Here is a 22,358-nt window from a genome sequence, read left to right as displayed (position 1 = left end):
TCAGTGGCGTTATTTACTTAAGGAAGCAAATGAAAAGTATTCAGTTAAATCCCCTTGGGGCCATGAGCCAGTTGTCCAAGTTAGAAGTTGATAAACTTAATCACTCTGCTGACAGCCCGCTTTATCACCTATTTCGCAGCTGTTGCCTTGCCGTATTAAACAGTGGTGCCGAAACCGATAACTGCGAAAACTTGTTTGATGAAAATGAACAGTTCGACATCCGCTTAGTCAGTCGTGAACGAGGGGTAAAAATCGAACTCGTAAATCCGCCGGCCATTGCCTTCGTGGATGAAAAATTAATAAAAGGCGTACACGAACACCTGTTTTCAGTCCTCAGAGACTTACTTCACATGGGTGAAAGTTTTAATGGACGGGAGTTTCCGGGGGTTGCCGAATCCGCTTACATTACCCATAAAGTGTTCGACATGATGCGTAATGCGCAAACCATTAAAAACACTGCCGAATTGAACTTAGTGGTGTGCTGGGGTGGCCACTCCATTGGCGAAACAGAATACCAGTACACTAAAGAAGTGGGTTATCAACTCGGCCTGCGAGAACTCAATATTTGCACGGGTTGCGGCCCAGGAGCCATGAAGGGCCCCATGAAAGGCGCGACAATAGGCCATGCGAAACAGCGCTATCGTAATGGCCGATACTTAGGGATCACAGAGCCAAGCATTATTGCAGCCGAGCCACCAAATGCCATCGTTAACGAACTCGTTATTATGCCAGACATCGAAAAACGCCTAGAAGCATTTGTGCGCATGTCCCACGCCATTATCGTTTTCCCTGGCGGCGCAGGAACAGCAGAAGAGTTGCTGTACTTACTTGGCTTGATGCTCAACGAGCAGAATAAGGAGCAGGTGCTACCGATTATTCTAACAGGCCCTAAAGTATGTGAAGGCTACTTCATTGCGATCGATAAGTTCATTGCCGCCACGCTGGGGTCAGAAGCCCAATCTTTATATCAAATTATTGTCGATGATCCGAAGTTGGTGGCGCAAACCATCAATACTAAACGTACAGACGTACGTGCTTATCGTAAAGCGAAAGGCGATTCCTTTGATTTTAACTGGTCCTTAAAAATAGAGCCTGAATTTCAAGTGCCATTCCTACCAACGCACACCAGCATGTCTGCGTTGAACCTGCATTTTGACCAGCCAAAAGCCGAATTAGCAGCCAACCTGCGTAAAGCGTTTTCCGGCATAGTCGCAGGTAATGTCAAGGCCGATGGGGTAAAACTGATCCGAGAGCAAGGGCCATTTCAGCTCAACGGGGATCGTGAACTTATGACATTAATGGATGAGTTACTGCAATCCTTTGTGGTCCAGCAACGCATGAAATTACCTGGCAGCGAATACGTGCCTTGTTACGAAATTATGTAATAAAATAAGGCTGAGCGTGGTATTTTTAATCCATAAGGCGAAATATCGCTCAGCTTTTTAATGTGAATAACGATAGAAATAAAATCTGATGAATAAAAAGATAGTAACTCGCATAGGTATTGGCGCTGCTCTATATGGCGTGTTTGTTGCGGCTGTGCTGCTGTTTTATCCTGATAACGCTCAGGATATGGATTGGAAAGACCGCGAAGAATACAACAAAGTGCAAGTCGCCAAACTCGAACTGGGCCTGCATAAACAACAAATACTCGCGCTCTTAGGTGGCCCAGATATCAGTGAAGCCAAAAAAACCGCTGACGATACTTTTCAAGTGATGTTTTTTCGGACTCAACATGTCAAGTCTGATGGTATTACCACCCAAGACGAATGCACTGCATTGTTGCTAAAAAATGATGAACTGATCGCCTGGGGTGACAGTGCTTACCAAGATTATTTAACCCTATAAGGTTATACACTCTTTGCCTGACAGTTTGATTAAACAGCAGTATCAGAGCCTACATAAACTGCTTTCACAATACCGACTACCTGAACCTCCAAGTAGTCTGGTTCAGCAAACGTTAAACTTTAGCAATGACGTACTTGGGGTCGCGAAAAAGCACCCAGAACTCATCTTTGCGCAAATCCATCTTTACAAAACATCCCTGCCCTACAGCTATAATCTAATATTCAGCACGTGTTTACTGACGGCATTGATCAGTACGCGCCACCGATTCAACGAAACCACCACCCAGCAATTACTGTGTGCGGCCATCAGCTTATTCGCGTTTGAGCAAAGTACGTTAAACGGATCACTTACCGGTAACGCCGACCAAGAGCATAAAAGTGACTCTTCAGACTCGATAAAGCGCTCTTTTGGCCGGATACTAACCCAATATCAACAAGGAGTATGGTTAAGAGGTTTCCGCCAAGTACAATGGTTGAATAAGGATCTAAAGCGCCACATGCGAGCTTTGTCCGGCAGTAATGTAGACGTGGTATGTGTGGCGATGGCCGCTCGATTAGCGCTATTAATCAATGGCGAAACAGGTAACAAAAAGCTCGGTTTCCAAGCTGCGATACACCATTTACTGCAATATACCTCAAGCGCCGAAGCCCCACTATTAGCCCCTTTAATGGAATTCCCAAGCATGACGCCTCCCGGCGCGTATATCATGCTGGATGATGGCGCGTTAGGGATGGTTATCGGGGTGTGCGACAACAGCGTTGTTTGTTATCCACAAAGCACCTCAGGTCAACAATCGAAGCATACAGCCCACTTTAAGGTGCCACGCTCTCGTATCAAACGGGTTTACCCTGTCCAAAAAATGAAGCAATTTAGTCAGCTTAATACCTGGTGGGGTAAAGATTGACAGGCATTTAAGCAAGACTCTAAATTAACCATTCTATCGCCGTTCACGCAAAGTTATAAAATGAGCCGCCCGCCCGCGACCTTAACCGCGATTCAGGGGCAATTAAATAAACCCGTTCAAGACGTGAAAGCCTTGAGTCAAGCCATTGCTCGAGAGCCGGCATTCGCGCAACATTTACGCCATACAGCGTCACAAAGTAGCCGTGAAAAACTGCCTAGTAAAGACATACAACATGGCTTAATGATGCACGGCTTCGAACGCTCTGGCAGCATTATTATGCAACAAGCATTACTCAGCCGCCTGAACCAGCATTATTTCCCCCTGCAGCGTTACTTCATTAATTTTGCCCAACTACGTGGCCACGTAGCCGCCAGCATAGCCAAGGCTGCTGATATTGGTATTCCAGAGCAAGCCTGCACCTTGTCGTATTTCGCATGTGTGGGTTTGTTTACGCATCCGCAGTTAAAAATTCAGCTGAAATGGCAACCTTTAAACGCTTGTGCCTATGATATTCGCTCGTTGATCCGTTGTGTTAAACCAGAACAGCTTCGCAGCCACTCAATCTCTATGGCTGAATCCTGGCAGCAACCGCGTCACGAAATTGTCGCATTAGGGAACTACCATGACGTGCATTATATTGACGCGCAGCGATCGAGTATTTCAGTAAAGCTCGCCGCCTTATTGGGTATCAGTTTGATGATCACCAGAGAATTATATTTTGCTAGTGCACAGCGCTGCGCACTAAGTCAGGTTTACTGGCAAAACGCCCTTAACGTTCTACAGATAAGTGAAGAGGACGTGCAGTCAATATCACAAAACGCATTTTCAGTTTGTCACAGCTATTCGCCCGTATAAAAACGTGTTACAGCGCATCACAGCTGGTTTTTACGGCTTATTCATGATATAAATCGCGCCCTAAAAATACGGGCTCACTGACCTATTAAGACTGCACTTAGTGCAGCTATCGACAGCAAAGATTTGACGTACCATCGTTAATACCAACATTAAGGAATAGTTTATGACTAAACAATGCATTACTGTAATTCGCGGAGACGGCATAGGCCCAGATATCATTGATTCAGCATTACAGATTTTAGACAAAGTCGGTTGCGATTTTGAGTATGACTTCGCTGATGCAGGTTTAGTTGCTTTAGAAAATCACGGCGAGCTATTACCACAAGAGACATTAGATTTAATCGCTAAAAATAAAGTGACCCTGAAAGGCCCCCTCACTACCCCAGTTGGTGAAGGCTTTACATCCATTAATGTTAGTTTGCGTAAAAAATTCCAGTTGTACGCTAATTTACGCCCAGTACTTTCCTTCAAAGGCACTAAAGCTCGCTACGAGAATATTGACATAGTCACGGTTCGTGAAAATACCGAAGGTATGTATTCAGGCCTTGGTCAAGTGGTATCTGAAGATGGTAACGAAGCAAAAGCCACAAGTATCGTCACTCGTGCTGGTGCTGAACGTATCCTAACGTATGCATATGAAATGGCCATACGTGATGGTCGCAAAAAAGTGACAGCGGTTCATAAAGCCAATATTCTTAAGTCTACATCAGGTTTATTCCTCAAAGTTGCCCGTGAAGTCGCCCAGCGTTATCCGCAAATCGAGTCTAGCGAAATGATCGTAGACAACTGCTGTATGCAACTGGTGATGAACCCACACCAGTTTGACGTTATTGTCACGACTAACCTATTTGGCGATATTTTGTCTGATCTTTGCGCTGGCTTAGTCGGTGGATTGGGTATGGCACCAGGGGCAAATATAGGTACGGATTGTGCCATTTTTGAGGCCGTTCATGGCTCTGCGCCTGACATAGCAGGTAAAAACCTCGCAAACCCAACTTCAGTGATACTTGCCTCAATACAAATGCTTGAATATTTGGCAATGGGCGAGCAAGCAGAGAAAATTCGCTACGCACTTAAACAAGTGATCGAGTCTGGCGACAGAACAACCCGTGATTTAGGTGGCGAGCACGGCACCAGTGATTTCACACAAGCCATGTTAGAACGTCTGTAAAAGCGATTTTATGCCTTAAAAGCAGTGGTCCATTGAGGCCACTTTTTTTTGCCTGACTTTTATTCCGGCACTTTTCTTTACCAAATTTGAAACCCAGACTAGTCTTAATGCTGTGCAATTGCACCGAAATGGATCAATTAAACAAGGAGTTTCATTATGAAGAAGTTTATCGCTACCCTATTTTTTGCAGGTGTTTTACTGACTGGCTATGTAGGCAATGTAGTTGCTGAGGCCCAAGTAGACAAAAGCAGTGTATCTCAAATGAAGTCGCAAAAAATCAATCTGAATACGGCAACAGCCGAGCAGTTAGTCACTTTGCCAGGTATAGGTAAGAAAAAAGCAGCCGCTATCATAGCGTATCGTGAGAAAAGTGGTAAATTTACCAGCATTGACGATCTTACTAATGTAAAAGGGATCGGTAAAAAAATGCTGGCTAAATTAGCTGATCACGTACAGGTTAAATAAGTCTTCACTTATAAAAGGTACAAAAAAGCCGCATGATGGAAAACATCATGCGGCTTTTCTTATAGCAAGTCTGAATTTATTTCACGATCGTGTGTAAAAACTCTTTAAATTCAGTACCTAATTCTGGGTGACGCAAGGCGAACTCTACGTTAGCTTTCATGTAACCCAGCTTGCTACCACAGTCATGGCTTTTGCCTTTCATGTAATACGCATCGACTTGCTCGGTTCGCATAAGCGAGTCAATTGCATCAGTCAATTGAATTTCATCACCTGCACCAGGCACTGTTTTAGCGAGTAGATCCCACACTTTTTCAGACAATACATAACGGCCAACAACCGCTAAATCAGAAGGCGCATCCGCAAGATTCGGTTTTTCAACCATGCCGTGCATTTTCGCTGACTCACCAGGAGAAAGCGTCGCACCGTCTAAATCCACGATACCGTATTTACTCACATCTTCCTGAGGAACGCTTTCCACCATGATTTGGCTGACTTGGCTGGTGTTAAATTTAGCAACCATGTCCGCTAAATTATCTTTCTTAGGATTACACGTTCCGTCATCAACAATAACGTCAGGTAATACAACAGCAAATGGCGCATCCCCCACCATAGGGCGTGCACACAATACCGCATGCCCTAACCCTTTCGCTACGCCTTGGCGCACGTGCATAATGGTCACGTCTTTAGGGCATATAGCCTGTACCGCTTCAAGCAACTGACGTTTAACACGTTTTTCTAACGTGGCTTCAAGTTCAAAGCTGGTGTCAAAGTGATTTTCGATACTGTTTTTACTGGCATGAGTCACCAAGATAATTTCTTTTATCCCTGCGTTTACACACTCAGAAACCACGTATTGAATAAGCGGTTTATCAACAACGGGTAGCATTTCCTTAGGAATTGCTTTGGTTGCCGGCAACATACGTGTTCCTAATCCCGCAACTGGGATGACGGCTTTCTTTACTTGACTCATTTTACTGTCCTTTTACTGATAATCCACGGCCTATAGCATAGTAATGCAAGCCGTATTCCAACATCATGTTGGGTTCAAATAAATTCCGTCCATCAAAGATTAACGGTGTTGCAAGTTTCTGCTTAATTAGTTCGAAATCAGGGGCACGGAAAGCCTGCCACTCAGTACAAATAACTAAGAAGTCAGCACCATCAAGCGCAGACTCTTTAGTACCGACCAAGTTCAAATCATCACGACTGCCATATATACGCTGGGTTTCTTCCATTGCTTCTGGGTCGTATGCTTTAACTTTGGCACCGGCTTCCCACAAGCTTTCCATCAATACACGGCTAGATGCTTCGCGCATGTCGTCAGTATTAGGCTTAAATGAAAGCCCCCAGATTGCCACTGTTTTGCCTTTCACGTCGCCACCAAAGTGACGCATGATGTACTCAAATAATTTTTCTTTCTGGGCGTAGTTAACCGCTTCTACCGCTTCAAGCACGCGCGCATTGTAACCAACACCTGTAGCACTGCGAACAAGAGCTTGAACGTCTTTAGGGAAACATGAACCCCCATAGCCGCAGCCTGGGTAAATAAACTGGTAACCAATACGTGGGTCAGAACCAATACCACGGCGCACGTTTTCAATATCAGCACCCATTAACTCAGCCAAGTTTGCCATTTCATTCATAAAGCTTATCTTGGTGGCCAACATACAGTTTGCTGCATATTTCGTTAGCTCAGCGCTACGAATATCCATAACGATGATTTTGTCGTGGTTACGGTTAAACGGCGAATATAGCTCGCGTAATTTTTTCTCAGCAGATTCACTTTCTGTACCAATAATGATGCGGTCAGGGCGCATGCAATCATTTACCGCAGCCCCTTCTTTTAAAAATTCAGGGTTGGAAACCACATCGAAAGTTAGTTCTTTACCAAGAGACGCAAGGGTTTCGGTAACCTTAGCACTGACTTTATCAGCGGTACCTACAGGTACAGTTGATTTGTTAATAATGATCTTGTGAGAGTCCATATGCTCAGCAACGGTTTTAGCGACTGAAAGAACATATTTTAAATCCGCGGAGCCATCTTCATCAGGGGGAGTACCTACTGCAATGAAAATCACTTCCCCATGGGCCACACCGCGCGCAGCATCAATAGTAAAATCAACACGTCCAGCTTCGTAGTTGCTATTCACTAAAGGTGTCAAGCCAGGTTCATAAATCGGTATATGGCCTTGTTTTAATCTGTCGACTTTATTTTGATCCACATCAACACAAACCACATCATGGCCCACTTCTGCCATCACCGCGGCTTGTACCAAACCGACATAACCAATCCCAAATACTGTAACTTTCATCGAAGTAATATTCCTTAACTGTAAATTCAGGCGAATGTTACCGCCCAATTATGACAAACTTTTGATCCTATCAGCAAAAACAATGCCGAAATGTAACCCTAGGGTTTTCGGGCTCGCGGCATTACCAACTGTCTTTTTTTCGCGACTAACTTTACATTTTACCCTTTATTGCCCCCCATTGGGAATGGTATTAATTAAGATTTGCCGTTCAATGACGTCTGATGCCCCTTTAAAATAATTTATTAGTCAAAATATAACGTCCTGGGGTACTTGTAAAAACGTCTCCGACGTCACACGTTTTTACAATACAATCAATATTTTAATGATTGTTTTATCTACACCTATTGAGGTCAGTAAATTATTCCATTAGAATCTAGACAGTCTTGATTTTACTTAACACGAAGGGATCACATTATGAAAAAAATTCTTATGGCTGCAACAGCAGTATTAGCACTTGCTGGTAATTCAGTAATGGCACAAGAAAACACAGGTGGCAACAATGCATCTGAGTCAACTGTAGGCGGTGTAGGCGTTGGTACTATCGCTGCTGGGGTTGTTGGCTTAGCTATCGCTGGCGCAATTGTTTCTAACAACCGCGGTAACTCAAACACAGTTGTTGATCCAATTGATCCAACTTGTGGTGACGGCGAAACGTTAGTTGACGGTGAATGTGTACCTTCAACTACGACTACTGTGACGTCTACAGTTACTGCAACAGTTACGACTCCAGTTACGGTTACTGCAACAGCAACTTCTTTATAAGATAACGTTATTTTTGAAAGCCGCCTTTTGGCGGCTTTTTTATTGCCACGGCATTAATCTTCATTCAGTACAATGCGCTTATTAGAATAACTCGGACACACGCCCACCCATGAACATCAAAACTATTGTGTTTGCCATATTTGTATTAGCTGGCACTACCAGTTGCAGTGGTACCTATCACGCATATTACGACACGTTAAAAATTGCGTTCTCTGACCCCCAAGACGCAAGCATGACCCCAGAGCAAGTCTCCGCGTCAAAAACCGACGTTATGTCAGTCAAACGAGGGGAGCGCCCTAAAGCCATTATGGCACTCGCCTATCTCGAAAATGGGCAACATAAATGGGTTTCGGGTGATAATGCCATGCTGATATTAGAAAAAGGCCGGGTGGTACGTACCTTGGGTTTAGATAAAAACTTACTTTACCTATCAAACACGGACTCTGATCCGCTAAAAACACTGCCGCTTCAATCCAAGGCATCAGCTTGGCAACGCAGCGCAGATTGGTCTGAAGACGAATATGGCTACCCCATTCGCTCATCGTTCAGTGAGCCAAGGTCAGAAACTTTGCATATATTGAACAAAAATATAAACACCACTTTATATGTAGAATCACTAGATTACGATGCCCCAACAGATTACATAAGATTAAACCGAGAATGGCAAAACTTTTATTGGTTTGATAAACAAAGCGGAACCTTAGTAAAAAGTACGCAAACGTTGTCACCCGTTAGTGAAGCTATCGAGTTTATTTACCTTAGCCGCATCGCCAGACTCAACTGATAAGTGAAGTTTCAAACCATGAAAAGTTATTTAACGCTCGCAGCCCTAGCTGCATGTTTCCTGAGTGCTGAACTTCGCGCTGAAGTCACATTAACTTGGGGAGATGAGTCATACACCTACCCTAGCTCTATTCGCTTATCAGATGCATTAGCCCCTTTGGCCGACCAGAATAATATCTACTGGCCCGCTGCGGCCCTTTACCAATCAAATAGCGAGGTTGAAAAAACACGCCAAGCCCTGCTGGATAATCTGAACATCATTAAAAAACGCTTTTCTGCAGACGATACGTCACTACTTAGCGCGACGGATCAACTCATGCAAGTGGTATCGAGTTGGCAGGTAGCTAAACGTTCGCCCATTGCAATAGATATTGATTTAGCCCGTATTCAGCCGGCAAAAAATCCGCTGCTAATCGACGAGCGCTATATATTAAGTGCAGGCTCGCGTAGTAAAACTGTATTCATTTTTGGCGCAGTTGAACAAACACTAGTGGTTGCACATCAACCACACACTGATGTGAGCGAATATGTAGCGAGTTCCGCACGGATCAGTGCTGCTAATCAAGACTACGTTTACATTATTCAAACCGATGGAAGGGCCATACTGACACCTTCGGCTTATTGGAATAAACAGCATCAAGAAGCCATGCCAGGGAGCATGCTATTTGTGCCTTTCAAAGAGTCTTTGTTTCACCCAGAATTTGAGAAAATTAACACACTTCTTGTTTCCCTAGCTACAAATAGGGTGCTGTAATGCCGCTATCCAACACAATAAAAAATAAACACAAAATGCCCCTTCAATGGCTAACGATCGCATCTTTTTTTAGCTGCTCAATTGCTTACGGACAAGAAAACAGCGCGAATAGCCTTGACGACTGGAATATCTCCCCAGTGGGCAGTTCACTCATGGTGCACGGCGGTACCGGGCTTATTCAAACTCCCACCTCACGCATGTTAGCGGAAGGTGACTTACGGGTTAGTTACACTGACAACGACGAATATCGTTTTTGGTCAGCAACCCTACAGCTATTCCCATGGATGCAAGCAACCGTAAGATATACAGACGTACGGAATCGTCCTTACAGTATTTTCCCTGGTTTTAGCGGCAATCAAACCCTTAAGGATAAGGGCATAGACGCCAAATTTAGATTACTCAAAGAAAGCTATTATTTGCCTGAGCTCTCGGTGGGTTTTCGTGACTTTGGCGGTACCGGTTTTTTCGAAAGTGAATTTATTGGTTTAAGCAAACAAGTCGGTGATATCAATTTTCATATCAATATGGGTTGGGGATACTTAGGTACGTCTGGCAACGTTTCAAACCCATTTTGCGAAGTTTCTGATAGTTATTGCAATCGCCCTGGTGGTTTCACCGGTAATGGCGGCAAAATAGATTATCAGCGCTTCTTTAAGGGCCCAGCGTCAGTGTTCGGCGGCATTGAGTATCAAACCCCATGGGCGCCACTGCGCTTAAAAGTAGAATACGAAGGCAATAATTACCTTACTGATCGAGCGGGTGCATTAGAGCAAGACAGTAATTGGAATTTCGGTGCTGCGTACAGATGGAATAACTTCGATTTTAGTGTGAATTACCAGCGTGGCAACACCATAGGCTTTGGCATAAATTATAACTTTAATCTGCACCAGTTGAGCCAATTAAAATTCGATCCCCCACCACGGGAATTAGCCGCTAAACCCAAAGCGACCGTCATTGACGACGTTAACTTAGCGCGCATGAATTTACATCTCTATAGCGAAGCCGGTTTTATCACCACATCCAGTGACGTAAACGAGCAACAAGTAACATTATACGGGCAACAAATTAGTTATCGGGACACTGACGAAGCAATACAGCGTATGGGTCGTATAATGGCGTCTGAGCTTCCAGAGTCAGTAAAAAGTTATAAAGTCGTCAATACCAACGGCTCGGTGCCAATAGTGGAAACACTGGTAAACGCTGATGAATTTAAAAAACAAGCACGTTACGAGACCATTGAGCCTGATATAAAAAGCACATATCAGCGCCAAGATCTACAAGCAGAAACGTTAGCCAACTATGATCCAGCGAACACGTCAGGCTTCTTCACCGGTATTGAAACCTTCTGGATCCAAACTTTTGGCAACCCTGAAGACTTCTACTTATACCAAGCTGGCGTATTGCTAAACGGTGGCTATAGCTTTAATGGTAAAACCAGTGTCGCCGGCACATTAAAAGTGAATTTGTTTGAGAACTTCGACAAATTTAACTTCACTACAGACGGCGCAGCGAGCACTTTGCCAAGAGTGCGTACTAATGTGCGTGAATATGTTTCTGACAGAAACGTCACCCTAGAAAACCTATATTTACATTGGAACGACCGCATAGCACCAAACCTATATGCGCAAGTGTATGGTGGCTATCTAGAAGCCATGTACGGTGGTGTAGGCGGCGAACTGCTCTATCGCCCAGTGGACAGCAACATTGCCTTTGGATTTGATATAAATTATGTGCAACAACGTTCATATAGAGATGATTTTGAATTTTTTGATTATAAGGTGCTCACTGGACACGCCAATATTTATTGGAAACCAAGCTTTTTACCCGATACTCAGTTAACGTTTAACATTGGTCAATATTTGGCAAAAGATAAAGGGGTAACAGTAGACTTCGCTAAACGCTTCGACAGTGGCATCGTGGTCGGAGCTTTTGCTTCGATAACGAATGTGAGTGCTGATGAATATGGTGAAGGCAGCTTTACTAAGGGCTTTTACTTATCCATACCATTTGATCTGTTTTCACTCAAATCATCGAAAGGTCGAGGTCAGTTACCTTGGATACCTATTGCTCGTGATGGCGGACAACCCTTAATACGCCCTGTAACCCTATACAACACCACAGATGAACGCTCCCCCTTCTCTAGGTAACGCACTTAGCGTTATCTTTATAACGTCAGCGTAAAACTATAAAGCCGCTTAAGGACACTTAAGCGGTTTTTATATGAATTAGAAATAAGAGCTTGCAGTAACTCCGTAGAGACAAGTCTGTCTTATTACTCGTTATCAGTGGTATTTAAACAATTTCGGTTAACCAACGAACACGACTAATAATGATCAAATATTCAAATCTGTAAACCTTTGCAACAATCAAGCGAGAGTGTGTAGGAGAAGAGATTGTCCCTCAAGGGATTTATCAAGGGAGGGTCAGGGAAAAGGTCGTCTGGTGAGTAATCTCAGTTTGCTGTCTAAGCTACAGTTGATGAATATGGAGATTTACTAACGGCTTGTGCTTTACGAGACCTTCGCTTCCTTCTTAAACGTGGTTAGTAAAGTTTGAGTAGGAAGAACAGATAAATAATAAATGGCCTACTTTCTAAGTAGGCCATTAGGAACTTATACTACGAAGACTTTCGAGACGCAAAAGAAACCACTTTAGTGTCAGGTGTATCTATTTTATCTTTGTTACGTTCTAACCAGACTAAATCACAAATTCCATCACTAGGATTAAACCCTATAGGAGTGGTCAGTAAAATGTCCCTAATAACTCGATGATCGAACTCGTGGCAGGCCAAATCAAGTTTATCTAAGATTGGCTCAAGCACTTCCCAGGTTAACATCACCTCGTGCGCGGTCATTATGCGTTCATGCGCAGTACCGCTTACATCATCACCTATCAATAGCTCTTCGTACAATTTTTCACCTGGTCTCATGCCGGTAAATTGAATAGCTATATCCCCCTCAGCAGTTCGATCATCAATGACTTTAAATCCACTTAGATGAATCATTTTATATGCGAGGTCTACAATTTTTACCGGAGCTCCCATATCAAGAACAAAAACATCTCCGCCCTCTCCCATAGCCCCCGCTTGAATAACCAGTTGCGAAGCCTCAGGTATCGTCATAAAAAATCGTGTAATTTCTGGATGAGTAACAGTTACGGGACCGCCTGCGGCAATTTGACTTCTAAATAAAGGTACAACAGAACCGGATGACCCCAATACATTCCCAAATCGCACCATACAGAAGCGTGTATCATGCGTTTCTTTATCTAATGCTTGTAATACAAGCTCGGCCATTCTTTTCGTGGCTCCCATCACATTGGTCGGACGGACAGCTTTATCTGTAGAGATTAAAACAAATGTTTCCACTTTTGCCGCAATAGCAGCACGAGCGGTGTAGAAAGTACCAAAAATATTATTTCTAACGCCTTCAACTACATTTTGTTCGACCAAGGGAACATGTTTATATGCTGCGGTATGATAAACCGTCTGCACATTAAATGACTCCATTACAGCCAACACTCTGTTTTCTTTTTGTACGGACCCCTGTACGGGCAATATTTCAACCTTAATATTGAGTAACTCAGCCTGGCCTCGTAATTCACTTTCTATTGAATACAAGCAGTATTCTGACAACTCGTAAAGTACGAGTTTTTTGGGAGAATAATTGAGGATTTGACGACATAATTCAGAGCCTATCGAGCCACCGGCCCCGGTCACCATCACGCTTTTACCTTTAATATTCGCAGCCATCAACTGCTCACGTGGAGCAACTGTGTCTCGACCTAACAAATCATCTACTTCAACTTGTTTGATATCGGAATACACTTTATTGCCACTGACTAAATCACAAGTAGCAGGGATCGTTAAAACCTGTATCGCTAGAGGCTCCAAGGTCATTAAGATTTGCTTTCGCCTAGAGTGACTAGCACTGGGCATGGCTAGCAATACTTTACTCGCGCCATATTGTTGAACTAACTTTCGAATAATCGATGGAGAATGAACATTCACCCCTTGAATAACCGTACCGTGTAGAGTGGGATCGTCATCGACGAATGCCATCGTTCTATATTCGCTGCTCTGGGCCAAAGAAGTAACCAGTTGACGACCACTCACACCTGCCCCGTAGATAATTACATGCTCGCCAACGCGTTTAATTCCATTGCCAAATACAGCTCTTACTACCGCTCTAGAGCCGCCGACAAAAACAAGTGCAAATGCGGCATATATGATTGGCACTGTGCGCGGTAAGCTCAGCCCCGTAAAATAAGCAGTTAAAACGATGGTTAAAGTGGACATAAGAACACCCGCCACAATCGCGGTCAAAGCCTGTAACCCCATATAACGAAGCACTGCCCTATACAGGCCTAATTTAGCAAAAACATAAAGACTTGCAGAACATACAATCGGCATGAAAAGCCAATAATGAGCATCATATAAGACCTGAAAATTGTCTAACCTCATCGCTATTGCCGAGAAAAAAGCGGTGATAATAAAAACGGTATCAATAATGACACTAACCAAACGTTTTTGAGAACGAGGAAGTGCAAAAAACACCTGCATAAAGTCCATTTACATCTCCTTTATCTAGCAATCATCAATATTAGCGACACTAAAAATTCTAAACCGTGAGCAAACAAAAGATTCAACCATAAATTATTTTAGCGAAACGAAGTTAAATTCGAGAAATTGGTTAAATATCAACCAGAGATCACTCGATCCCCAGCCCCCTTACCAAGGAGGGTCAATAGTATATACTTGAAATAGGTTCTTAGGGTCAAATTTTGTAACATTTTAGCATCTGTATCGGCTAATAAAATCGGCACTGACATGTCAATTTTATTGACCTGTGCCAAACCTGTAATGCCTGGGCGTACATTTAATACATCACGACATTCACGCTCAGCTATTAAATCGAGCTGATTAAATAAGCTAGGTCTTGGCCCAACTAAACTCATATCACCCGAAAGCACGTTCCATAATTGGGGCAATTCATCCAGTTTGGTTCTGCGTAAAAAATACCCGAACTTAGTTATCGAACTACTACTCGCCAAATGACTCGCTACTGAGGCTGTATCTTTTTTCATGGTACGAAACTTAACCAGTGTAAACGGTTTTTTATTTCGCCCGACCCTTTCTTGACAAAAAATCGGCGAGCCTGTGTCGAACAAGCCAACAAAAAATAAAATGACAAGGATGGGGAAACCAAAAATCAAACCCAAAAGGGAAAAAATAATATCGAATAAACGCAATAACATAGAAATGACGAGCCTATTTATAAAAACAACGACGTATTCCTTCAGAAAAGGAAACCGGAGGTGACCAGTTTAACACTTTTTTAGTATGCTCGATATCAACTTGCAGCGATCCAAACAGACGCGCTGCAACAGCACCTTTACCGACTAGATTAGCGGCAAACTGCATTACACCAACAGGCACGGGTATTAGCCGACTAGGCCGCTCATCTCCGCGGGCCATTTCACGTAGCAATTCGGTAGTAGAAACGTCGTGGTCGTCGCTTACGAGGAAAGTTTGATTAGCCGCATTTGGGTGATCAATACAGGTGACAATTAAATCCACTAAATTATCGAGATAAACTAAACTCCGCTTATTAGCATTAACACTACCTAGCGGTAAAGGAATCCCCTTATTTACCCATTTCATCATAGAGGCAAAATTGGCCTTCACCCCTGGCCCATAAACTAATGGTGGGCGGATAATAACTACTTCCATACCCGTTCTTGCTGCGATTTCCCGTAAACCGACCTCCGCTTCATATTTACTCAAACCGTAAGGGTCTGTCGGGACAAAATTATCGTCTGATTTAAATGGCAGGCCTAACTCTGTAGATTCACCATTTACTTTAATCGAACTAATAAATATAAAACGTTTTACACCAGCATCTGCAGCCTGCTGTGCGAGGTTAAGTGTGCCGTAGGTATTTACCTCGCGAAAGTCTTCTAGAGGAGCCGATGAATTATCATGCATTATATGTACGCGAGCGGCGCAATGTATCACTATATCAACTTCTTTAAAGGCACTGATACATCGACAATGTAATCCAATATCGCCATGAATAAAATGTGTTGAATCTATTTTTTTAGGTTTAGTCCGTCCATAAACTGTGACTTCAAATCGATCTAATCCACTCAATAGAGCTGTACCAAGAAAGCCCGTGGCACCTGTCAGTAATAACTTTTGTTTAACTTGGTTCAAATTTATTCCCTCAACAAAGACCTGTATATGTCCATGTGTTTTCTAACAACACTATTAACATCAAACTCTTGCTCAGCAAACTCCCGGGCTTTAGTTCCCATATTGATTCGGAGCGCTCGGTCTTCAACTAATGTTAGAATTGCCTCAGCTAAAGCTCCAGCGTTTCTTATCGGCACCAACACACCAGTCACCGACGGAATAATAGCATCACAACATCCAGGGTTATCTGTGGTTACAATTGGGCGGCCACAGGCAGCTGCTTCGATCAACACTTTAGGTACACCTTCCCCGTAATATGACGGTAAAGTAACAATATGAGAAGCGGAAAAAATTTGATTTATATCATTACGCTGTCCTAACGCATTAACTAAACCTGTTTTGTGCCACGACTCTACTTCTTCTGCTGATACAGAGTTAGGATTTTCTGGATCCGGAGAGCCAATCAACACGAACTCCACATTTTTCCCTTGCTCGAGTAATAACCTAGCTGCCCCTACAAATTCATAAACGCCTTTCTCTTTTAATAAACGACATGCCATCGCAACTTTTATTGTTGATCCGTCAGGTTCATTACAAAAAGAATAGTGTTGTAGATCTGCACCTGAACCACGGATTAAAACCTTTTGCGATGAATCAAGTTTTGCAACTTTTGTTAAAATATTTTCATCCGAGTTATTTTGAAAGATAATTCTTTTATTCTTGTGAGAAAGTGCAAACCTGTATAAAAAAGAAACTAATTTTTTAGTAAGTTTAGCTTTAAAATCTTTTGCAGAAAACACATAACCCAATCCAGAAATAGCGGCAACAAACGCTGGCCTCTGTTTAAGGCTACGTATCACCAAGCCAGTATAAATAACTGGTTTGATGGTGACAGAGTGCACTAAATCAGGTTGAATACATTTAATTAATAAACGAACACTTATCAATGTACGTAATTCATTAAATAAGCCATTTCCGCTTCTAGAAAAATCTATTTCATGAACGTGAATTCCTTGATCAACCAATTCCTGTTTTTTATCGGTAAAACTACAAGCAAGATGAACGTCATAACCATCTTCGATAGCCTTTAATGCGATTGGCAAACGATGAGAGACAAAAAACCAATCGACGTTAACAATAAATAATATTTTTTTCATAATAGATAAAATTCTCTAAATCACACAAAAAACACTTGAACAACTGCATCAGCAATTTATTCGCCCCCGTAACTCATCGGTTTTTGATAAGTGTTTAGTTCCCTTCTAAGTGCGTGGTCATTTGTTATTAACATTGGAATAAAATTTCTAACGATTATCAGACACGACCCAGTTTATTAATAATTAACACAGTCCATTATTGGCGCTTGCAGTTTAAAAACGAAATACTTGATACGATGTGTTACGAAAGTTTAGAGTATTTAATGCTCCCATCTGATTATCTTCCTTAAATATATTCAACGTTGAATCAAAAAAGTTCGTCGGACGAATCATCGTCGACTAAAAACAACAATAGTTATTTTAAACTATATACGTACATAATTAGTTCATAAATAAAACTTCTTGAACTTAAAAAAGATTCATTTGAATTTCTTTTAAATAACCATAGTACTAATGTTTGGATGTGCCGCTATTTTTTTAATAAGTAATTTATCGACTTTAATAATTATGACATTACCGAAACCATGCTATGTGATAATTATCTAACGCTGACTTCAAACTAAAAAACTCCTGTACTCGAGCCCTTAAAATCAATCCAATAGAATTATTGTCATTATAATTATCCATCCTACTTATAAGTCTTCTTGCTAGAAGGTTAATATCATCATAATTATAAATGTATTCACTATTATTAATAATTAAAAAGCTTGAACCAACGTTTGAACTTAAGACAGGTATCCCACATGACATTGCTTCAATAGTAACCAATCCGAATGCCTCACTGACACTTGGAAGGACGTGCATATCAAACATAGGGTAAACATCTTCCACATTATCAACACAATCCATTAAAATAATATTTTCATTAAGATCAAATGTAGTTAATAGCTGAATCAAATTTTCATTATATGGATTCATTCCAACACCGATTAAAACGCAACAAAAATCTCGCCCCTGACGTTTTAATTTATTGAGTGCAGCAAACAAATATTTATGACCTTTACAAGTGTTCCATCGTGCCACACACCCGACCACAAAAACATCTGAATCTATATTAAATTTAGAGCGCATAAAGGATCTTTTCTCTACAGATGGGAAAAAACTTTCTGTATCAACAAAATTATTAATTAACAAATTATTTCCATTATGATAACCATTAATAGTGTGTTCATCCATTGACGCTTGAGAAACATAAATAATTTTATGAGGAATTACAGAAGAAAAAAAACCGCCAAGTTTCGAAGCTATATACGATGAGAAGCTCAACGATTTTCTGTTAACATCTAAATGATGAATACTCCAGATAATATTTTTAATGCCTGATAACTTTGCCACCGCTCCTCCAATTAGATTACCGTGATACATCCAACAATGAACACAAGCAGGCCGAATCTTATTGAGAAAGTTAAAAATATTAATAAGCTGTAAAGCAAAATTCCATTTACTTAAGTTAAAGACATGGACCTCTATACCGATATCCTGAAGTCTTTTACCGTAATACCCCAAGGTCGTTAATGATAATACAATATGCTCTGTCGAATCATTCTTCTGCGAAGAACCCAATAATCGAAAGAGTAAGGTTTCAGCACCAGCTTGTTGCAAGCCTGATATTACGTGAATAACTGTACTATTTTTCATAATTTATCAACCTGCTTATTGCCACGATCAACCCTAAGGTAAACCAAAAATATTTCATAGATAAAGGAGTTCCTTGAGTAGGAATATTTAATACAATGGGCACAAAAAGCGACAATATGGCTATATTTAATATTAGAGCTATATTTACTTTTCTTAATTAGGAAAACGAACGATGTCAGAAAAATAAACAAAAATGAAATAAGTGCATTAAGAGGATCCTTTGTTTGGTGGAACCCATAATACAAACTCGCGTTCTCATAATTCCCTGCGCCCACCCCAAAAATAAAATTCTCTCTGGCTAAATATAAAGCCCCCTGCGCGTAAAAATACCGTTCCATGTTAGTATTTGATGAGTCTGTAATTCTGTTTATCATTTTATCAACAATAATGTTCATATCTATGATATCGAGTATAAATAATCCGAGAAGAAAAGCTAGCGCGACAAATATAACTATAAACAACTTCAAATCTCTTTTCATGATAGATCGAAACAAAACATAAATAATACCCACTATATGACTATCTATACATTCTGAATAACATATCTGATACAACTTATCATATAATTAACCATCCCCCTTCTATATAATCAAAGTTCTATTTTTCTCCTGAATACTAAATAATTATTTAAATAGTGAAATATAATCCTGACACTTGGGACAATTTCAAGCACTGCATTTACATTTAGTAGCGATGGCAGTTGTCAATGTATTTGATGGATTGCTGTTACCCGTTCAATATTGGATTCGATCTAAGGGCGTTACTGCCAAAGCTAGCGAAGATCGCTTTAAAAACTCCGCCTATGCCATAACGCTTATTGAGACTCGCTGCTGGTTATGGGTAATCAGGAAACTGAATTATTGGATATTATTTTATATCAAAGTCCCCAGCTAATTGTCCTACAACCATTTCATAAATTAAAAAACTTTATACCATAAGAAGTTAGACTGTTATTTTTAAGAGTATCTATATAGAAAAATGAATTAAGGAATAATACCAAGACAATAATAGACATCTCTCTATAATTAAATCTACTGACCATAGTTACCAATATAAACGGTAAAAACGTGATTATAAATCGCCCTGCCAGAGGAGATATAAGATACATAGATAAATATGACACCAAACCAATATACGACAGCCTAACACTTAAATCCTTATAAAAGTAAAACCTAGATCTAGTCAAAAAAACAAAAAAGACAGAAAACCACAGAATTAATCCACCACCACTAATGTTCACACTACCAGTCAAATGTTCAGCGTTAGCTTGCCTAACACCCAACATTTGGGCCAGATAAAGAAAAACTAAAGAGATGGAAATCGCAATAACCCCCTGCAACAACAACCTAAGATAATATCTCTTATCACCATGGTTGCCTCCGACGCACATATCTGCAATAAATAAAATAAAAACAATGAAAAAAGAAGAATGAATGAACCCGGCAGCAAAAATGGAAATAGCAATAAATGATTGTTTTTTAGATAATATTACAGCCCAAATTATTAGACTAACACCCAGCCCTTGCCTTAGGGTAACTAATTGCAAATGAATTAGTTGTGGTATAAGTAGTAACAATAATACCGACAACAAAAGCATTATAAAATTCTTACTCGATTTGAAAACAAAGAAAGAAATAGTAAAAGAAATAATAAAAACAAAAAACTTTGGAACAGAATCTGATGGTAGAAAAAAAGAAGCTATGTAATTAAAAAACAAAAACAATGGTTCATTAAAAAACTTAGCTAATAAAGAATCATATCGAAAAAAAATCTCTTCGAAACTCCTAGCATATGCGGTGTAGTTATCTCGATCTCTAAAAATATCATTTGATAATAGAGAAAAAGATAAAGCATATAAAAAAGAAAAAACCAAAAGGTAAAAATTCTTTAGTCTATTTCTACGAACTAATAAAATACGTTCTATTTTTTGCATTATAATAGATTTTTCCACTTACCCACAGCCGAATAAACGCTAAAAAGTCGAGCCCGAGTAACCGCGTTAAAGCTAATTTCTGAATAAAAATCAGTATCACCAAAAGCGTTTATAGCATTTATCATAACTTCAGATAATGAATTTATATCTTCCGGTTTAGCTAACCAACCTGTAATACCCGGCTCAATCAACTCCCTAGGTCCAGTATCACAATCAAATGAAACTATTGGTAACCCGAAGTGCATTGCTTCAAGCAAGACCATAGGGAATCCTTCAAATCTTGAGCTCATCACATAAATAGAAGCATTCATGTAATGCTCCTGAATATTTGGTGTCGCCGGAATAAGGACGACTGAATCGGCTAAACCGAGATTAAAAGCTAATGACTTTAGGGAATCCCCTTTGTCGCCACTTCCGACAATTTTTAACTTCCAATCCGGATAAAATTTAACTACCTCTTGCCAGGATTCCAAAAGCAAATCAAAACCTTTTTGATCTGTAAGTCGCCCAACTGACAAAAACACTTTGTTTGTTATATCAGCTTTGTTCAACGATACTCCAAAAGAAACAGGATTAGGTATTGCTGTAATAACCGCACGGCAACACGCTCCCTTAAGCCAAAAATGTTTATCTCGCTCAGTAAGTGTCACTATGTTATCTGCAAATAATGCGGCTAAATGTCGCGCTAGACGTCGTATTTTACGGCCAAGGTCAACATGATAATTAAAATGTTCCCAGACAATATGATTTATTCCAAGAAAAAGAACTGCAGGAACTGCATAAATGGCTAACATTGATTCGACATCTACTAATGTCGCAATAGAATGTTTTTTTAAGTAATTGCGTAAGTTTAAAACTGTTTTAAAAAAGTTTTTAACGCCCCCACCTGAGACATTAGAAAGACTGGAATAAACAACTGCATGGTTCAGTGAGAAAAAAGGCTCATCGCTACCATTTAAATTAACTACGTGAACTTCAAAACCATCATTACACAATTGGTTTATTATAACACTAGTTACTCTTTCAGTGCCCCCTGAATAGCCCATATTATTTATGAAGAAACAAATTTTTTTCATCACTAACTCCAACTTAGGTTAAAGAAACCTATTCAATATAAAATGGACTTCCGCCGTCATTAACTAATGACTTGGATAATGAGTTGCAGTTATCCGTCAATTCGATTGAAATCAACGTATATACATTTACCCAACTTACCCCAAGTAAATTAAAGAGAGCGCTACTAGCAATACCATACACATTGACTTTTTCATATTCTTGTCCTAGCTCCAATATCAAATCTTCAGCTAGAACCCCCTGGGGTAGTCTTTCTATAAAGTGGAAATATTCTTTTGATTCCATAGGGTGAGGTATGTAAAATTTATTTTCTTTTTCTTCAAAATATGTACTTAACTTATCAATTAATAAATGACTTTCATTTTTTGAAACATAGTTAAAGTAACTTCCAAGAAGAATATTACATTCTTTTTTTAAAACTTTCTCCGGACTACGTATCTTGAATTCATCAAACAACGTTATAGAAATAACATTATCAATTATGTTATCCATGTCACCATAAATAGAAA

The 22,358-nt window shown here is 40.6% G+C and carries 20 protein-coding genes; 10 read left to right on the top strand and 10 right to left on the bottom strand.

Annotated features, from left to right (window positions below; translation table 11 throughout):
- The first annotated feature begins 29 nt into the window (after positions 1 to 29).
- From ppnN to GPLA_RS12450, 6 genes are all read left to right on the top strand, one after another.
- The gene (gene ppnN, locus GPLA_RS12470) at positions 30 to 1,385 is read left to right on the top strand and encodes a nucleotide 5'-monophosphate nucleosidase PpnN (protein ID WP_007105280.1); all 1,356 of its coding nucleotides are present in this window, start codon (positions 30 to 32) and stop codon (positions 1,383 to 1,385) included.
- 88 nt (positions 1,386 to 1,473) lie between these two features.
- Positions 1,474 to 1,848: a DUF3192 domain-containing protein gene (locus GPLA_RS12465; protein WP_007105279.1), complete on the top strand. Its 375-nt coding sequence runs from the start codon at positions 1,474 to 1,476 to the stop codon at positions 1,846 to 1,848.
- 13 nt (positions 1,849 to 1,861) lie between these two features.
- The gene (locus GPLA_RS24035; protein ID WP_007105278.1) at positions 1,862 to 2,752 is read left to right on the top strand and encodes a RasGAP domain-containing protein; all 891 of its coding nucleotides are present in this window, start codon (positions 1,862 to 1,864) and stop codon (positions 2,750 to 2,752) included.
- 60 nt (positions 2,753 to 2,812) lie between these two features.
- Positions 2,813 to 3,607: an HDOD domain-containing protein gene (locus GPLA_RS24030; RefSeq protein ID WP_007105277.1), complete on the top strand. Its 795-nt coding sequence runs from the start codon at positions 2,813 to 2,815 to the stop codon at positions 3,605 to 3,607.
- A 163-nt stretch (positions 3,608 to 3,770) separates the two neighbouring features.
- A complete protein-coding gene (locus GPLA_RS12455) occupies positions 3,771 to 4,778 on the top strand; it encodes an isocitrate dehydrogenase (protein ID WP_007105276.1) in 1,008 nt (335 codons plus the stop codon).
- 156 nt (positions 4,779 to 4,934) lie between these two features.
- On the top strand, positions 4,935 to 5,243 hold the full coding sequence (locus GPLA_RS12450; RefSeq protein ID WP_007105275.1) for a ComEA family DNA-binding protein: 309 nt from the start codon (positions 4,935 to 4,937) through the stop codon (positions 5,241 to 5,243).
- A 76-nt stretch (positions 5,244 to 5,319) separates the two neighbouring features.
- Here GPLA_RS12450 and galU read toward each other — a convergent pair whose 3' ends face one another.
- Positions 5,320 to 6,213: a UTP--glucose-1-phosphate uridylyltransferase GalU gene (gene galU, locus GPLA_RS12445; protein ID WP_007105274.1), complete on the bottom strand. Its 894-nt coding sequence runs from the start codon at positions 6,211 to 6,213 to the stop codon at positions 5,320 to 5,322.
- Position 6,214: 1 nt separating this feature from the next.
- Entirely contained in the window at positions 6,215 to 7,555 is a 1,341-nt protein-coding gene (locus GPLA_RS12440) for a UDP-glucose dehydrogenase family protein (RefSeq protein ID WP_007105273.1), read from the bottom strand.
- Positions 7,556 to 7,969: 414 nt separating this feature from the next.
- Here GPLA_RS12440 and GPLA_RS12435 point away from each other — a divergent pair, with 414 nt between their 5' ends.
- The 4 genes from GPLA_RS12435 (at position 7,970) to GPLA_RS12420 (ending at position 12,001) form a co-directional block, all read left to right on the top strand.
- Positions 7,970 to 8,317: a hypothetical protein gene (locus GPLA_RS12435; RefSeq protein ID WP_007105272.1), complete on the top strand. Its 348-nt coding sequence runs from the start codon at positions 7,970 to 7,972 to the stop codon at positions 8,315 to 8,317.
- 109 nt (positions 8,318 to 8,426) lie between these two features.
- Positions 8,427 to 9,101, top strand: coding sequence for a YjbF family lipoprotein (locus GPLA_RS12430; protein ID WP_007105271.1), 675 nt, complete (start codon positions 8,427 to 8,429; stop codon positions 9,099 to 9,101).
- A gap of 18 nt (positions 9,102 to 9,119) precedes the next feature.
- Complete coding sequence (locus GPLA_RS12425; protein ID WP_007105270.1) at positions 9,120 to 9,854, top strand: capsule biosynthesis GfcC family protein; 735 nt, start codon at positions 9,120 to 9,122, stop codon at positions 9,852 to 9,854.
- On the top strand, positions 9,854 to 12,001 hold the full coding sequence (locus tag GPLA_RS12420) for a YjbH domain-containing protein (RefSeq protein ID WP_007105269.1): 2,148 nt from the start codon (positions 9,854 to 9,856) through the stop codon (positions 11,999 to 12,001). Before GPLA_RS12425 ends, GPLA_RS12420 begins: the two co-directional genes overlap by 1 nt.
- Before the next feature lie 470 nt (positions 12,002 to 12,471).
- Here the strand turns inward: GPLA_RS12420 and GPLA_RS12415 are convergent, their stop codons facing one another.
- From GPLA_RS12415 to GPLA_RS12375, 8 genes are all read right to left on the bottom strand, one after another.
- A complete protein-coding gene (locus tag GPLA_RS12415) occupies positions 12,472 to 14,424 on the bottom strand; it encodes a polysaccharide biosynthesis protein (RefSeq protein WP_007105268.1) in 1,953 nt (650 codons plus the stop codon).
- 128 nt (positions 14,425 to 14,552) lie between these two features.
- Positions 14,553 to 15,110, bottom strand: a complete 558-nt coding sequence (locus tag GPLA_RS12410) for a sugar transferase (RefSeq protein WP_007105267.1) — start codon at positions 15,108 to 15,110, stop codon at positions 14,553 to 14,555.
- 13 nt (positions 15,111 to 15,123) lie between these two features.
- A complete protein-coding gene (locus tag GPLA_RS12405; protein WP_007105266.1) occupies positions 15,124 to 16,068 on the bottom strand; it encodes a UDP-glucose 4-epimerase family protein in 945 nt (314 codons plus the stop codon).
- Between the two features lie 2 nt (positions 16,069 to 16,070).
- Complete coding sequence (locus GPLA_RS12400; RefSeq protein WP_007105265.1) at positions 16,071 to 17,204, bottom strand: glycosyltransferase family 4 protein; 1,134 nt, start codon at positions 17,202 to 17,204, stop codon at positions 16,071 to 16,073.
- Between the two features lie 513 nt (positions 17,205 to 17,717).
- Positions 17,718 to 18,842 carry a glycosyltransferase gene (locus GPLA_RS12395; protein ID WP_007105264.1) on the bottom strand — a complete coding sequence of 375 codons (1,125 nt, stop codon included), beginning with the start codon at positions 18,840 to 18,842 and terminating at the stop codon, positions 17,718 to 17,720.
- A 910-nt stretch (positions 18,843 to 19,752) separates the two neighbouring features.
- Complete coding sequence (locus tag GPLA_RS12385) at positions 19,753 to 20,775, bottom strand: EpsG family protein (protein ID WP_007105262.1); 1,023 nt, start codon at positions 20,773 to 20,775, stop codon at positions 19,753 to 19,755.
- The gene (locus GPLA_RS12380) at positions 20,775 to 21,851 is read right to left on the bottom strand and encodes a glycosyltransferase family 4 protein (RefSeq protein WP_007105261.1); all 1,077 of its coding nucleotides are present in this window, start codon (positions 21,849 to 21,851) and stop codon (positions 20,775 to 20,777) included. Before GPLA_RS12380 ends, GPLA_RS12385 begins: the two co-directional genes overlap by 1 nt.
- Positions 21,852 to 21,879: 28 nt before the next feature.
- The coding region (locus tag GPLA_RS12375) for a glycosyltransferase family 52 (RefSeq protein WP_040514669.1) at positions 21,880 to 22,358 on the bottom strand (479 nt) is incomplete at its 5' end.

It is taken from the genome of Paraglaciecola polaris LMG 21857, assembly GCF_000315055.1.
In the GTDB taxonomy this organism is placed as follows: Bacteria; Pseudomonadota; Gammaproteobacteria; order Enterobacterales; family Alteromonadaceae; genus Paraglaciecola; species Paraglaciecola polaris.
The sequence above is the reverse complement of the archived record's forward strand: the minus strand, read 5'-3'. Positions and strand labels throughout refer to the sequence as shown.